Annotated in this window: 11 protein-coding genes; 4 read left to right on the plus strand and 7 right to left on the minus strand. The window is 33.2% G+C overall.

Annotation, left to right across the window (positions count from 1 at the left end; translation table 11 throughout):
• Window positions 1–20 precede the first annotated feature (20 nt).
• Complete coding sequence (locus Q4548_RS07300) at window positions 21–1535, plus strand: GH3 auxin-responsive promoter family protein (RefSeq protein WP_303453152.1); 1515 nt, start codon at window positions 21–23, stop codon at window positions 1533–1535.
• Here the strand turns inward: Q4548_RS07300 and Q4548_RS07305 are convergent.
• The 7 genes from Q4548_RS07305 to topA form a co-directional block, all read right to left on the minus strand.
• Window positions 1532–3307 carry a lysophospholipid acyltransferase family protein gene (locus tag Q4548_RS07305; protein WP_303453154.1) on the minus strand — a complete coding sequence of 592 codons (1776 nt, stop codon included), beginning with the start codon at window positions 3305–3307 and terminating at the stop codon, window positions 1532–1534. The two genes, Q4548_RS07300 and Q4548_RS07305, sit on opposite strands and share 4 nt — an antisense overlap.
• Window positions 3308–3399: 92 nt before the next feature.
• Entirely contained in the window at window positions 3400–4296 is an 897-nt protein-coding gene (gldN, locus tag Q4548_RS07310; RefSeq protein WP_303453156.1) for a gliding motility protein GldN, read from the minus strand.
• 7 nt (window positions 4297–4303) lie between these two features.
• Window positions 4304–5863, minus strand: a complete 1560-nt coding sequence (gene gldM, locus Q4548_RS07315; RefSeq protein WP_303453158.1) for a gliding motility protein GldM — start codon at window positions 5861–5863, stop codon at window positions 4304–4306.
• A gap of 38 nt (window positions 5864–5901) precedes the next feature.
• Window positions 5902–6570, minus strand: coding sequence for a gliding motility protein GldL (gene gldL, locus Q4548_RS07320; RefSeq protein WP_303453160.1), 669 nt, complete (start codon window positions 6568–6570; stop codon window positions 5902–5904).
• Between the two features lie 40 nt (window positions 6571–6610).
• A complete protein-coding gene (gene gldK / locus Q4548_RS07325) occupies window positions 6611–7984 on the minus strand; it encodes a gliding motility lipoprotein GldK (protein WP_303453164.1) in 1374 nt (457 codons plus the stop codon).
• Between the two features lie 117 nt (window positions 7985–8101).
• The gene (locus tag Q4548_RS07330) at window positions 8102–9262 is read right to left on the minus strand and encodes a formimidoylglutamase (protein WP_303453166.1); all 1161 of its coding nucleotides are present in this window, start codon (window positions 9260–9262) and stop codon (window positions 8102–8104) included.
• Between the two features lie 6 nt (window positions 9263–9268).
• Window positions 9269–11797: a type I DNA topoisomerase gene (topA, locus tag Q4548_RS07335; RefSeq protein ID WP_303453168.1), complete on the minus strand. Its 2529-nt coding sequence runs from the start codon at window positions 11795–11797 to the stop codon at window positions 9269–9271.
• 173 nt (window positions 11798–11970) lie between these two features.
• Here topA and miaB point away from each other — a divergent pair, with 173 nt between their 5' ends.
• Genes miaB through Q4548_RS07350 form a run of 3 tightly spaced genes read left to right on the plus strand, consistent with a single transcriptional unit; the run spans window position 11971 to window position 15228 of the window.
• Window positions 11971–13428: a tRNA (N6-isopentenyl adenosine(37)-C2)-methylthiotransferase MiaB gene (gene miaB, locus Q4548_RS07340; RefSeq protein WP_303453170.1), complete on the plus strand. Its 1458-nt coding sequence runs from the start codon at window positions 11971–11973 to the stop codon at window positions 13426–13428.
• A gap of 21 nt (window positions 13429–13449) precedes the next feature.
• A complete protein-coding gene (locus Q4548_RS07345) occupies window positions 13450–14688 on the plus strand; it encodes a sigma-54-dependent Fis family transcriptional regulator (protein ID WP_303453173.1) in 1239 nt (412 codons plus the stop codon).
• Window positions 14689–14718: 30 nt separating this feature from the next.
• Entirely contained in the window at window positions 14719–15228 is a 510-nt protein-coding gene (locus Q4548_RS07350; protein WP_303453174.1) for an LptE family protein, read from the plus strand.
• The last annotated feature ends 3 nt before the right edge of the window (window positions 15229–15231 follow it).

Here is a 15231-nt window from a genome sequence, read left to right on the forward strand (position 1 = left end):
CGCAATTAGTATAACAATCTATGACATTGCCAATAATAAACTCTATTATTTCCTGGTTTTTAAAAAAACGAAAACATCAGATAGAATTGTTCTTAAAATATCCTGTGGAAGTTCAAAACGAACAGTTAATCAAACTTTTAACTGCTGCAAAAAAAACAAGCTACGGAAAGAAACATCATTTTAAAAAAATAAAAAACTACCAAGATTTCAAAACTCGAGTTCCATTGGTAAATTATGAAGCATTGAGTCCGTATATAGAAAAACAAAGAACAACCAACAAAAGTGTTCTTTGGGACAACAAAATAAAGTGGTATGCCAAATCTAGTGGTACCACAAACGCAAAAAGTAAGTTTATTCCCGTAAGTGAAGATGCCATAAAACTATGCCATTTTAAGGGTGGAAAAGACATGCTTACTTTGTTTTGCAACAACAATGAAGATGCAAAATTATTCACGGGTAAAAACTTACGTTTAGGAGGCAGTAGTGCTGTATATGAGGACAATGATGCTTATTTTGGTGATTTATCTGCTATTATTATAGAGAATTTACCTTTGTGGGCAGATATGAGTAGTGCTCCCAAACAAGAAACTGCATTGATGTCTGAATGGGAGTCTAAAATGGATGCAATTATCAAAGAAACCGTTGGTGAAAACATTACAAGTTTGGCAGGTGTTCCTTCCTGGATGTTGGTTTTATTAGAAAGAGTTCTGCTACATACTGGCAAAAAAAACATCTTAGAAGTATGGCCTAATTTAGAGGTCTATTTTCATGGAGGAGTCAATTTTTCACCTTACAAAGAGCAGTACAAAAAATTAATCCCTTCTGATAAATTTAAGTATTACGAAACCTACAATGCTTCTGAAGGATTTTTTGCTATCCAAGATCAGAACCACTCTAGTGATTTATTACTTATGCTTGATTATGGTATTTTCTACGAATTTATTCCGATGGACGAATACCGAAGTGTACACTCCAAAACAATTTCTTTGTCTGAGGTTGAAATTGATAAAAACTACGCTCTAGTAATTACAACCAATGCAGGATTGTGGAGATACATTATTGGTGATACTATTAAATTTACCTCTCTAAAACCACATCGAATTAGGATTACAGGAAGAACCAAACACTTTATCAATGCATTTGGTGAAGAATTGATTATTGAAAACGCAGAAGAAGCTTTAAAACATGCTTGTGCCAAAACTCAAGCACAAATAAAAGATTACACCGCAGCACCTGTTTTTATGCAAGAGAATAACAAAGCAAGACATGAATGGTTGATTGAATTTGACACTTCTCCAAATTCAATAGAGATTTTTAGCACCGAACTAGACAATGCTTTGAAAAAAATAAATTCAGATTACGAAGCAAAGCGCTATAAGGACATGACTTTGATCAAACCTCTTATTACTATTGCTCAAAAAGATTTATTCCACGATTGGTTGAAAAGCAAAAACAAATTAGGAGGTCAACACAAAGTACCAAGATTGTTTAACGATCGAACTTTTATAGACGAAATAGGTAAATTTAAACACTAATTCTCTATAGTCACATCTTTCAAGATTGGCTCAATAGTACTTCTAGGAATGTCACTAATTCTCATAAAAATCAATGCATCAATAGCATCGTTAAAATCATGATCAACATTGTAAGCAACAAACTTTGCATTTTGTTTTATGTATTGTTTGATCAACACAGGCAATCGCAATTTATCACCTTCTACTTCTTTGATAATAGCATCTAATTTTTTCACTTCAGGCCCTACAAAACTTTCCATGTACCGTTTTTCACTTACTGTTAAATCAACTTTAAATGGATTTTTAGAGGTAACATAAGGTGTAATATCAGCGTTACTGTAGTAATTTTCCAAGAAACTCATCATTAAGGATTTTGAATAATTGGTAAACAAATTACTTATTGTAGCTCCTCCCATTAAGTATTCATATTGTGGATATTTAATAGTAACCGCAGCAATTCCTCTCCACAACAAGAAAAGAGGCATCGGTTTTTGTTGGTATTCAGGAACAATAAATGCTCTTCCCATTTCTATAGTCTTGGGTAATTTCTCATCCATCTCTTTTGAAAAATTAAAAAAGGTAGAAACATAAAAACTCTTAAAACCATTGCGTTTAAAAATCTCTTCTCCCAATCCCATTCTATAAGCCCCTACAAATCTTTCTTCCTCCGTATTCCAAAGAATCAAATGGTGGTAATAACTGTCAAACTTATCCGTATCAGACTTTTTATTGGTTCCCTCTCCAATCAACCTAAATGTAATTTCTCTAAGCCTTCCTATTTCTTGCATCAGATTAGGAATGTTATCTGCTTTTGTTAAAAAAACCTCGTATTCATTAGAAACAAACAAACGTTTTTTAAGCGTGCGAATACCTTCTATTTCATTACAAATATCCTGGTGATTTTTTGGTGAGGCAATTTCTTTAGCTTTCTTTTTTAAATGTGTTCTATACTCATTGATTTGTTTTCTTTTCCTCAAAAAAGATTTAGACAGTAAATACGTTTTTTCTCTCAAGAAATTCTTTAAAACTTCTAAATCATCAATGGCTTTGATTTCCTTTGGTTTGATTGGAGTACCAATTTTCACATGAATGATTTGCTTACGCTTATTACCTAGCTCTGAAGGTAATTTTAGGGTTCTAAGCACTCCACTTATACTTGACAATCTATAAAACCAAGGACTATTTTTTGCATGAAAATAAATAGGAAGTACAGGAACGTTGGCTTTTTTAATCAATTTGATAGCTCCATCTTCCCACTTACTATCTACATAAATATTTTTTTCTTTCAAAGTAGAAACTTCTCCAGCAGGAAATATCCCCAAAGGGTTTCCTTGCTCCAAATGCTTTAAAGCAGCAATCAGTCCTTTTACACTAGACTTTTGATCTTTTCTATCTTCAAAAGGATTGACAGGCATTATATGAGAACTTATAGGCTCAAGCTTTTGTAATAAAAAATTTGCGATAATTTTATAGTCATCCCTAACGCTTAATAAAATCCTAAGCAAAATAGCACCGTCAATTCCCCCTAACGGATGATTTGAAATGGTGATAAAAGCATCACCTCTAGGTATTTTCTCTAAATCAGATTCTGAAACATGAAAATTGATATCATATTCATCTAATAGACTATTCAAAAAATGCAAAGCAGTTTTGTTTTTATGTCTATCATACACCTTATTCACTTTGTTTAGTTGTGTTAAGAACATAATAAGTCTACCCACTAAATTTCCAAGTAAAGGAACTTTATCTAATTTTAACAGAACTTCAAAATCTTTTGCATTTACTAACGACATATTCAAACAATTAATTCATAGCTTACAAGAATAAAAAAAAACTTCCAGTATTACTGAAAGTTTTTTTTATGTATTCATTAAGAAATTGTAATCTAATAGGTCCACATATCAGATTCTAAGTCTCTTATTTCGTTTTTAATATCTTCAGCTTTTCTTAATTGTAATAAAGATTTTGGTTCATATTCACTTATGCTTCTATTTCCAAACATGTTTTCTTCTTTGATAATTACAGAAGAAAAATCTCTTGTATTCAAAATATAATCATACGAAGCGCTTTGTGCAGCAAAACCAGTTTTGATTGGATAAGTGTTGTGTAAAACTTCTCTTGCATTTGGATAAAACACCCAAAACAAAGGATAAATTGCATCATCTATGATATCATCTCTACCGATTGTTTGAACATCGGGAGCCATGGGTGCAATAGCTAACAAACGATAGGTCATTTGTCCTGACAATTTATTGAAGTACCAAATACCTTTTACCTGATAAGATTGTATATCTTGAGGAGTGATGAAGTTCTTATCAACATATTCACTAATGTCTGTTTCTCCTTCATTTAGTAAATCATACCCATAACTTGCAGTATCAACACGTACTAATTTCTTTTCTATTTCAGAAAGAGGTAATTTATTTACAAATTGAGAATCTTCATAGATTTCAGTAATTTCTCCATTTCTAATGTTATTCAACAAATTTGAAAATAAAGACTTGCTACCTAATTGATCATCATTTACAGGATAATACAATCTAAAGTTTTTCTTTTGGTACAAATCAATAGTTTCCCAAACAACTTTAGACCATAAAATATCTCTTTCATCCACATATGCATATGGTAAAGGTTTGTCATTATCTACACGAATTCGCTCTTCTGACTTTACACCAATCTGTGATGCTTTTGTAGCATTCAACAAACCAAAGTTAGTTTGCGAAAAACTTATGGTCGTAACTATTAAAAATAAAAACGTACTAAATACTCTATAATTCTTCATTTCAATATTAATTAGAAATTTCTACACTAATAGGTAACACTTCTTTCAGCTTATAAGATGAGTTACCAACAATTGCTGCTCTAATTCCAAAGATAGTAACTATATCACCTCTCTTGGCAGATTCTATAGCTTTTTGAGCTTGAGAATTCATTCTACCTCCATTAACGATAACTGTTGTTTTTCCAGGAACTTTTACTTTAAAACTTTGTACTCTTAAGGTCAAGTCAAAAACAAAATCTGGTAATCCAGCACCTACAGATGACTTAGCCAAACTTGTTTTAGGCATTTTAATACTACCATATTCTCCTCTAATACTAGCCATAGCCTGAGGAATGTCTTTAATCCTAAAGGTAACAGGGTCAGATTTAACTTGTTCTCCACTATCTGCCGTACCTACAACATTTATGGTTACCGTTTTACCTGTTCCAGGTTTTAATATATAATTAGTACCACTTTTTTGTGACAAACCAGGAGCACTTGCTTTTACTTTTGTTGGGCTAATACCAGGAATTGTAACTGTAATAGGATTTTCTAATCCTCTATACACTACATTCATTTTATCAGCAGATACAATTGCTTGGTTAGAAGCAGCAACTACAGAATAGTTACTTTCAATTGGCACTAAAATTTCTTTTCCATTTTCTTTAAAAACAAATTCTCCAACAATAGGTCTATCTCCTACATTTCCCGCTCGAAAGCTGTAACTTACCATTCCTCCTTTAAAGTTTTTATTTAAATCAATGTTACTTCCATTAATTTTTACTTTATGTGGCACTTTGGTATCATCCTTACTTGCTAAAAAAACTTCTGCTTTAACCTCACTACCAGGACTGTACGTGCTTTTATCCAACCTTACAAAAGCCTTCAACTGTGTTGCAGACGAAGCTTCTTTTAATCTTCCAGATAATGCTGCTGTTAATGATTCATTTTCAATATTCAACACTGCATTTTCCATACTAGACAAAATAGCAATGGTTCCAATAGTAGGAATTCCTTTGAAATTGTAATCTAACCAAGGTTTTTTTGGACCTTCTTTAGACGCTACTGGTGATGTATCAAAACTTGCATTTAGTTGATTTACAATGGCACTATTACCACCAACCAACTTTGTCATTTGATTTTTATATTCGTCTACAGCTGCTACAAATTTATCACCTGCTGGTTTGTTACCTTCACCACCAAACAAAAATTCATCCATCAAATCACCTTTTCCCATTTCAGAGGCTGGTAATTTACCAGTTTCTGGTTCAATAGGATTTGCTTCCTTTATCACATTTTTTAAAATTTCAATTTCAGAAATAAATTTCTGAGTAACTTCTTCAACTTGTTTTGCAGTTTTATATGTTTTTTCATATTGAGCTGGATTTTCAACACTCATTCTCTGAAGATCCGCTAAAGTAGCTTTGTTTTTCTCTACTCCTTGTTCTATTGCATCTTCAGATCTTTCGTACATCTTTCCGAATGCCTCCATAACCTCTACTGATACCTGCATTGCCAAAAGGGCTAATAATACAAGATACATCAGGTTAATCATTTTCTGCCTAGGGCTTAATTTTCCTCCTGCCATAAAATATAATTTTTAAAATTCTTAATTATAACAGTTCTTTATTTTGATCCCATTGCAGACAACATACCACCATAAACAGTATTCAATGAAGAAATATTTTTTGAAAGTGCATCCATTTGCTTTGTCAACTCTTCAGATTTTTGAGACACAGAATTCACCAATTTAGATTGATTTTCTAGCACTTCCATTTGAGACTTCTGTACTTTAGTCATACTCTCTTCTTGTGTTGAATACATCGCATTTATTTTTTCTAAATGGTTTGCAGCAGAAGTAATCTCTTTGTTGTATTTAGTTGTATCCGCAACAGCTCCTGAACTATCTCCAATTTGCTTAGCAGCAGCAGAAAGGTTATTCATACTTGTTGTTAACTTATTAACGACACCTGCATCTAGCTTAGCAGCAGCTAACATATCGTCAATTTTTTTAGTTAAGATACCTTCAGGTGTTTCTTTCTCTTTTTCTTTTTTCATAGACTTGCTTCCTCCAGCTAACTCAGGATATACTAAAGACCAGTCTAATTCATCTTGTGGTAATGGTTCAAATGCAGATATAACGAAAATAAAGGCTTCAGTACCCAATCCTAAGACCAACATTTCTGATGATCCTTCCCAGTGCATTAACTTAAACAAAGCCCCTACAATTACTACAGCCCCTCCAATACCATAGGCCATTGCCATAAATTTCTTAAATCCTTTTGAATGTAACATAGCTAATAAATTTTTATTCTTAAATTGTTTTGTTTAGTTTCTAGTTTTCTGCTCTAATGTCTCCTAAGTAATCTTGTACAGTTCTAAAACCAATGTAACTTTTAGAAGAGTCAGCATATTCGTAATCTTGCGTACTTACTTCTAAAAAGTAAGCAATATCTTTCCAAGAACCACCTCTTATGATTTTTCTTTTATTTGCAGGGTCATCTACATTTACATTTAAAGATGACGTAACGTAAGTACTTGTTATATTGTATGCATTTGATGTCCATTCAGAAACATTTCCTGCCATGTTATACAATCCATAATCATTTGATGGAAAAGACTTAGACTCAACGGTATAAATAAAACCATCTGCACCAAAGTCATTTCTTTTTGGTTTGAAATTCGCTAAATAATATCCAGCTTTATCAGTAACATAAGGACCTCCCCATGGATATTTCCCATTTTCAATTCCTCCTCTTGCTGCAAACTCCCACTCTGCCTCTGTTGGCAATCTAAATTCTGGTGCTTGTATTCCTGATTGAGAAGATCTTAAATAATCGTTTTTCTTTTTAGTTCTCCAATTACAAAAAGCTTTTGCTTGATTCCAACTTACCCCTACAACAGGATATTTTTCAAAAGCAGAATGCCAAAAGTAATTGCTTACCATTACATCATTATGAGAATACTCAAAGTCTTTTGCCCACACAGTAGTATCTGGGTAAACATTGATATCTACAGCATCATTAATTTTTTTCTTTCCATCGACAAGATCTAAATTACTCTTGTGACTAGATAAATAAGAATACTTTAAAAATTCTACGTCAAAAACTCTTTTTTCACCAACATCTTCACTAGGCAAATACATCTGATCCATTACCTCTGCATACGCTTCATCAGGATATTCATTGATGTCCCAAATGATAGGCACATCCCAATTTAATGGGGAAGTTCCTAAATGATTTCTACTTAAAGAACCATAGGTATTCAACATGTACTTTTGATACGGTGTAATTTTATCTGAATCTACATCGATACTTAAATCCAAATATTTATAGTCAGCGATTGAACCTTGTCTACTTTCACCCTCTATAGAAGTTGATGTTTCTGCAAACATTGCCAATTCTGTTCTTACAATAGAATCTCTAACCCAATAAACAAATTCTTTGTATTCACTGTTTGTTATTTCGGTGTCATCCATAAAAAATTCTTTTACTGATACACTTTTAGGAGACATTTTAAATGCTTCCCATCTGTTTTCTTCAGTCTTCCCCATAGTAAAAGTACCACCAGGAATTAAAACCATACCAAAAGGTCTCTCTGCAAACCAAGATTCAGACTTAGCCCCTACAAGTTCACCTCTATCACTAAATAATTTACCACAACTTACTAATGATGTTGCTATTAAGGATAAGAAAAGTATTTTCTTCATATTATTTTATTGTTGTATCTTCTTAACTATAGAATTTGGTGTAAACTTAGAAAAAAAATCTAATTAAGCAATAAAACTATTAGACCATATTTCAAACTTAACCTAATCTTAAGACAATTAACTTAAATCCATTTTTTTACAAGCATTGAACCACCTATCTGGTATTTTCTGTTCTATTGCATTTAAATAATCCTCGTGTGAACAAGGAATCAACACATGTCTTTTGTATTTACTCTGCGTATTTACATCTACTTGCATCCACCATCTCAAACTTTTATCACTTTGATAAAAACAAATAACTTCGTTTTCAAAAGGAACTAAATATTTATAATACGAATCTTTAAATCCGTATGGATAATCATTCGTTCTTAGTGAGAATCCTTCTATAAAGTACCAAATCATTTGAGAAATTAATTTCCCTGTTTGACCATTTTGATCAAAAATAGGATTGTATTCATAAATCCCAAAAGAGGTTACTTTATCACTAATTCCAGCATATCTTGCTAGGGCACAAATATCATCTCCATACAATCCATTTGGATTTGCATTTCCATTACCTGGTGCCTCACTCGCTCTTACAGCCCCAATATCAATTCCAACAATATCAGCATCTCTCATTACAGGTTCTGCAATTGTTAAATCTTTCAAAACACCCACTCTATGAGCCTCAAAACTCAACTTTTCTATCAATAAAATCTCTTCTGAAGAGTTGTAATATGTTTGATATCCTAAATTAGCATAATTGAACAAGTTACAAGGCTCTTCTAAAATTATTTTACTCAAAAAGGAATTTGAACTCAACTCCTCTTCTTCATTTCCAAAATTGAACTTAGGACTCACAACAGCCAAATTAACCGTTTGATCCAATTGACTGTAGGCTTTGTAATTTGCATAAATCAAATCTTGACCGCCTCCAATTATAATTGGCAAAATATCATTTTTCAACAAGAAAGAAACTGTTTCTTTGACAGCATAATAAGTGTCTTTTATTAGATTTCCTGCTTTAATTGTTCCCAAATCTGCAATTGAAACTGTCCAATTTCCTGAATGTAGCCTGTACAATTCTTTTCGAATTTCACTTGCTCCAACACCTGTTCCCTCATTATTTATAGATGCTCTACTTTCTTGAACATCAAAAATAGCCAACTTAACACCTTCTAACACGGGAAACTCCTGCCCTTCTATGTTTTTAATCAACAGACTCTCAAAAACACTACTTTCCGAATTGTTTTGTTGCAAAACACTTTCCGAAATTGGAGTGAAAAATTCTTGAATCATACTCCTTTATTTTTTCTTTGTTGTTTTTGCTGCTGGTTTCTTAGCCACTGTTTTTTTAGCTGGAGCTCGTTTTTTAGCTGGAGCTTTCTTTTTAGGAGCGTTTTTTTCAATAATATCTTTCACTTCTTCTAAAGTAAGCGCAGGTGCATCTATTGTTTTTGCCAACTCAATTTTTGTCTTCCCTTTAATAATATTATGCCTCCCCCAACGTGCTTTCTCAACTCTAATCCCTTCATCTTCCCAATTGTGAACAACTTTTTCAATCTCTTTTCTCTTTTTGTCTTCAATCAGTGTAACAATATCATCATCTGACAAATTATCAAAATCATACTTTTTGTTCACATTGATAAACATTCCGTTCCATTTGATAAAAGGACCAAAACGACCTACTCCTTTCTGAACAGGCAAGTCTTCATATTCTGCAATTGGAGCATCTGCTTTTATTTTTGCCTCTATCAGTTCTACGGCTCTATCAAAATCTACAGACATAGGATCTTCTCCTCTCTCTAAAGAAACATACATAGCTCCGTATTTGATATAAGGACCAAAACGACCGTTAGAAACAACCGCTTCTTCACCTTTATATGCTCCTAAATTTTTAGGCAACAAAAACAAATCTAAAACATCTTCTAAAGTAACCGTTCCTAAATTTTGCTCTTTTAACAAACTAGCAAACTCTTTTTCTTCGTCTTCTGGATCACCAATCTGAGCCAAAGGACCAAATTTACCCAAACGCACCAAAACTGTTTTACCTGATTCTGGATGCTTTCCTAAAATACGTTCTCCACTTTCTCTTTCAGCATTTTCTGCAACATCTTTTACAACAGTATGGAATCCTTGATAAAATTCTTTGATCATTCCAATCCACTCCTCATTTCCTTCTGCAATCTCATCAAACTGCGCTTCTACTTTTGCTGTAAATCCGTAATCTAAAATTTTCTCAAAATGCGCAACTAGAAAGTCGTTTACAATATTTCCGATATCCGTTGGAACCAATTTTCCTTTATCAGAACCTACTTTTTCTGTTAAGGTTTTAGAAACAATTTCATCATTTTGCAAAACAAACTGTTCATAACCTCTTTCTACTCCCTCAATAGTTCCTTTCTCTACATAACCTCTTCTTAAAACAGTAGAAATTGTAGGTGCATAAGTAGAAGGTCTACCTATTCCTAATTCTTCTAGTTGCTTTACCAAAGATGCCTCAGTAAAACGATAAGGTGCTTTTGAAAAACGTTGTGTTGCTGTAATATATTCATGTTCTAAAACATCACCAACGGTTAAGCGTGGTAACATTCCATCTTGCTCTTCATCCTCATTATCTGTTCCTTCTAAATATACTTTTAAGAAACCTTCAAACTTGATCATTTCACCGTTTGCAGTAAAAATCTTAGTATTTTTATCATTTTCAATTTTCACGTTTGTACGTTCCAATTGAGCATCACTCATTTGAGAAGCTAATGTTCTTTTCCAAATCAAATCGTACAATCTATTTTGATCGTATTCTTGATGAATTTCATGAAGTGTCATGTCTGTAGGACGAATGGCCTCATGTGCTTCTTGTGCTCCTTTAGACTTAGTATTGTAATTTCTTGGCTTGCTATATTCTGCTCCATAAGAAGCTGTAATTTCATCTGCTGCTAATTTTTTAGCTTCTTCAGATAAGTTTACACTATCCGTTCTCATGTATGTAATAATACCCGCTTCGTACAAACGTTGTGCAACGGTCATGGTTTTAGAAACAGAAAAACCTAATTTCCTAGCTGCTTCTTGTTGCAATGTAGAGGTTGTGAACGGTGCTGCTGGAGATTTTTTTGCAGGTTTGGTTGTTAAATCTGCTATTTTAAACGCTGCTCCCACACATTCCTTTAAAAACTTTTCTGCCTGTTCTCTTTTTTCAAATGCTTTGGGCAAAGTTGCTTTGAATTTTTTTCCTTCATCATTAAAAAATTCCGCAACCACTTTGTAACTAGCTTCTGTTACAAATTCTAAAATGCTTCGTTCTCTTTCTACAATCAAACGAACTGCTACAGATTGAACTCTACCTGCAGAAAGTCCAGCTTTAACTTTTCTCCACAAAACAGGAGACAATTCATACCCTACAATTCTATCTAAAACTCTACGAGCTTGTTGAGCATCTACTAGATTGTAATTAATTTTTCTAGGATTTTCAACCGCTTTTAGAATTGCTGTTTTGGTAATTTCATGAAAAACAATACGCTTTGTATTATCTTCACTCAAATTTAGCTGTTCTTTTAAATGCCAAGCAATAGCTTCTCCTTCTCGATCCTCATCACTTGCTAACCAAACAGTGTCTGCTTTTTTTGCTAAACTTTTCAACTTCCTAACAACCGTTTTTTTATCATCTGAAACCAAATAGGTAGGTGAAAAATCGCCATCTACGTCAACTCCCAATCCGTTAGAAGGCAAATCTGCGATGTGTCCAAAACTCGATTCTACTTGAAAATCTTTTCCTAAAAATTTCTCAATTGTCTTAGCCTTTGCTGGTGACTCTACGATTACAAGATTGCTTGCCATATCTCTCTCTTCCTTATTTTTTAGTACTCTATTTTGCGACAAAAGTAGGGAGAAAAATTAAAACGATCATTTATATTCTTGTATTTAAGATTTTCTTAACCACATATATTCTGACATCTTGTCATAAAATACAATATTTATTGTAAATTTGCATCCCTAGAAAATCACAAAAAATGAGCAGAGTTACAACAGAAGAAAAGATTATTGATGCAAACAAACAAGGACATCCCCTTTCTACTGATTATAAAGAAGGTAACACTAAAAAGCTTTATATAGAAAGTTATGGTTGCCAAATGAACATGAATGATAGCGAGATTGTTGCTTCTATCTTGTCTGAAAGTGGTTACAACACAACATTAAATTTAGAAGAAGCTGATTTGGTAATGGTTAACACTTGTTCTATTCGCGAAAAAGCAGAACAAACTATTAGAAAACGTCTTCAAAAATACAATGCCATCAAAAAAATAAATCCTAGTATGAAAGTTGGGGTTTTAGGATGTATGGCAGAACGTTTGAAATCTAAGTTTTTAGAAGAAGAAAAAATTGTGGATTTGGTGGTTGGACCCGATGCTTATAGAGATTTGCCCAACTTATTAGAAGAAGTTAACGAAGGTAGAAATGCTGTAAACGTTCTTTTGTCTAAAGAAGAAACGTATGCCGATGTATCTCCAGTTCGATTAAATTCTAATGGAGTTTCCGCCTTTGTCACCATTACTCGTGGTTGTGATAATATGTGTACTTTTTGTGTTGTGCCTTTTACGCGAGGACGAGAAAGATCTAGAGACCCACAAAGTATTATTTCTGAAATTAAAGATTTACAAACTAAAGGATATAAAGAAATTACTTTATTAGGGCAAAATGTTGATAGTTACCTTTGGTATGGTGGTGGACTTAAAAAAGATTTTGACAAAGCTAGTGACATTGCTCAAGCTACTGCCGTTGGATTTGCAGATTTATTAAAAATGGTGGCTAGTAATTTTCCTGAAATGTGGGTGCGTTTTTTCACCAACAACCCACAAGACATGGATATTGAAGTATTGCATGCCATGGTAAAATATCCAAACATCTGTAGGTATTTACATTTGCCTGTACAATCTGGAAGCACTACTGTGTTAGAACGCATGAACCGCCAACACACGCGTGAAGAGTACATGGAGTTGATAGACAAAATCAAAACTTTATTGCCAGATTGTGCTATTTCTCAAGATATGATTATTGGTTTTTGTGGTGAAACAGAAGAAGAACACAAAGACACTCTATCTTTAATGGAATATGTAAATTATGACTATGGATTTATGTTTTCTTACTCTGAAAGACCTGGAACTTTGGCTGAGAAAAAATTTCCAGATGATGTACCAGCAGAAACTAAAAAAAGACGTTTGCAAGAAGTGATTGATTTGCAAAGAAAAATGAGTCTTGCCAACACCCAAGCTTATCTTGGTAAAACTGTAGTTGCTTTGATTGAAAGCAATTCTAAAAAATCCGATCAGCATTGGATGGCTAGGAACTCTCAAAACTATGCGATTGTTTTTCCAAAAGGAGAAAATCAAAAACCAGGAGACTTTGTGAAAATTAAAATTACTGATTGTACTTCTGCAACATTGCTAGGAGACTATGTAAGTCATTCTTAAATTATCATCAAAAAAACAATTATGGAATCTGTTCAAGTAATCAAACAGCGTTTTGGAATTATAGGTAACGATCCTCAACTCAATAGATCTATCGAAAAAGCTACACGTGTAGCTCCTACCGACATTTCCGTTTTGGTGATTGGTGAAAGTGGTGTGGGTAAAGAAAGTATTCCTAAAATTATTCATTCCCTATCTCACAGAAAGCACAACAATTACATTGCGGTAAACTGTGGTGCTATACCAGAAGGAACTATTGATAGTGAATTGTTTGGACACGAAAAAGGAGCTTTTACAGGTGCCAACAACTCGCGTAAAGGATATTTTGAAGTAGCCGATGGAGGAACTATTTTTTTAGATGAAGTTGGTGAATTGCCACTAACCACACAAGTACGTTTGTTGCGTGTTTTAGAAAATGGGGAATTCATCAAAGTAGGTTCTTCGGATGTTCAAAAAACAAATGTAAGAATTGTAGCTGCTACCAATGTAAAAATGATAGAGGCTATTAAAAAAGGACGGTTTAGAGAAGATCTTTATTACCGACTTAGTACCATAGAAATAGAATTGCCTCCACTAAGAAACAGAAACGAGGACATTCATTTGTTGTTCAGAAAATTTGCTTCGGATTTTGCCCAGAAATACAAAATGCCTACCGTAAGGCTAAACGAAGAAGCTATCGATTTGTTATTGAGATACCATTTTCCTGGGAACATTCGACAATTGAGAAATATAGCCGAACAAGTTTCTATCATTGAAGAAAATAGAAACATTACCGCAACAGTCTTAAAAAATTACTTACCAAATCTAAGCAGCTCTTCTCTTCCTATGGTTGTAGAAGAATCTAAATCTTTTAGTACCGAAGAAAAATCTGGGTTGTTAAAAATGATTTATGAATTAAGAACTGAATTAAACGAACTGAAAAAGGTTACTCTTAATTTAATGCATGGTAATAAGGATAGAGATTCTGAAAGTTTTTTAAATACTTCTTCTCAGCCCAAAGCAATTGCTCCAGCACCTGTTACAAAACCAAATTCTAGTTTGATTTCTTATCAAAGTAAACCTGAGATTGAAGAAGATTTAGACGATGAATATTCTTTTATTGAAACCATTGAGGAAGATGAAAATCTATCTTTACAAGACAAAGAAATTGAAATGATTAAAAAATCATTGGAACGCAATAACAACAAGCGAAAACTAGCCGCTAAAGAATTGGGAATCTCGGAACGAACTTTGTATAGAAAAATAAAACAATACAACTTATAATTTATATTTGCCATCAAACACATTTAGTATATGTTACACAAAATTTTATCTAGAATTGCTGCTATTTTAATTCTTTCTATAACTATTAGTTGTGGTATTTATAGCTTTACAGGAGGTGATACAGGAGATGCTAAAACCATTCAAATTGATTTTTTCAACAACAATGCCCAATTGATTGAACCAACATTAAGTCAAGAATTCACCATCAATTTACAAGACTTTTTCATCACACAAACCAATCTAAATTTAGTAAAAACTGGTGGAGATTTGCAATTTGAAGGAGAAATTACTCGCTACACCATTACTCCAATGTCTGCCAATGCAGATCAAGGAGCTTCCCAAAATAGGTTGACCATAGAATTCAATGTCCGCTTCTACAACAAAGCTGATGAAACCAAAAACTTTGAAAAAAGATTTAGTCACTTTTACGATTACGATGCTGATGTAATTTTACAAGGAACTGGATTAGACACTGCTTTTGAAGAGATTTTTGAAAGAGTGAACCAAAACATATTTAACGCTTCGGTAGCCAACTGGTAAAAA

Source organism: Wenyingzhuangia sp. 2_MG-2023 (assembly GCF_030548295.1).
In the GTDB taxonomy this organism is placed as follows: domain Bacteria; phylum Bacteroidota; class Bacteroidia; order Flavobacteriales; family Flavobacteriaceae; genus Wenyingzhuangia.

Excerpts from the sequence above, each read along its gene's own strand:
- Q4548_RS07330 (WP_303453166.1), bottom strand. The coding sequence starts at position 9,262 with ATGATTCAAGAATTTTTCACTCCAATTTCGGAAAGTGTTTTGCAACAA.
- Q4548_RS07345 (WP_303453173.1), top strand. The coding sequence starts at position 13,450 with ATGGAATCTGTTCAAGTAATCAAACAGCGTTTTGGAATTATAGGTAAC.
- miaB (WP_303453170.1), top strand. The coding sequence starts at position 11,971 with ATGAGCAGAGTTACAACAGAAGAAAAGATTATTGATGCAAACAAACAA.
- topA (WP_303453168.1), bottom strand. The coding sequence starts at position 11,797 with ATGGCAAGCAATCTTGTAATCGTAGAGTCACCAGCAAAGGCTAAGACA.
- Q4548_RS07350 (WP_303453174.1), top strand. The coding sequence starts at position 14,719 with ATGTTACACAAAATTTTATCTAGAATTGCTGCTATTTTAATTCTTTCT.
- gldN (WP_303453156.1), bottom strand. The coding sequence starts at position 4,296 with ATGAAGAATTATAGAGTATTTAGTACGTTTTTATTTTTAATAGTTACG.
- gldK (WP_303453164.1), bottom strand. The coding sequence starts at position 7,984 with ATGAAGAAAATACTTTTCTTATCCTTAATAGCAACATCATTAGTAAGT.
- Q4548_RS07300 (WP_303453152.1), top strand. The coding sequence starts at position 21 with ATGACATTGCCAATAATAAACTCTATTATTTCCTGGTTTTTAAAAAAA.
- Q4548_RS07305 (WP_303453154.1), bottom strand. The coding sequence starts at position 3,307 with ATGTCGTTAGTAAATGCAAAAGATTTTGAAGTTCTGTTAAAATTAGAT.
- gldM (WP_303453158.1), bottom strand. The coding sequence starts at position 5,863 with ATGGCAGGAGGAAAATTAAGCCCTAGGCAGAAAATGATTAACCTGATG.
- gldL (WP_303453160.1), bottom strand. The coding sequence starts at position 6,570 with ATGTTACATTCAAAAGGATTTAAGAAATTTATGGCAATGGCCTATGGT.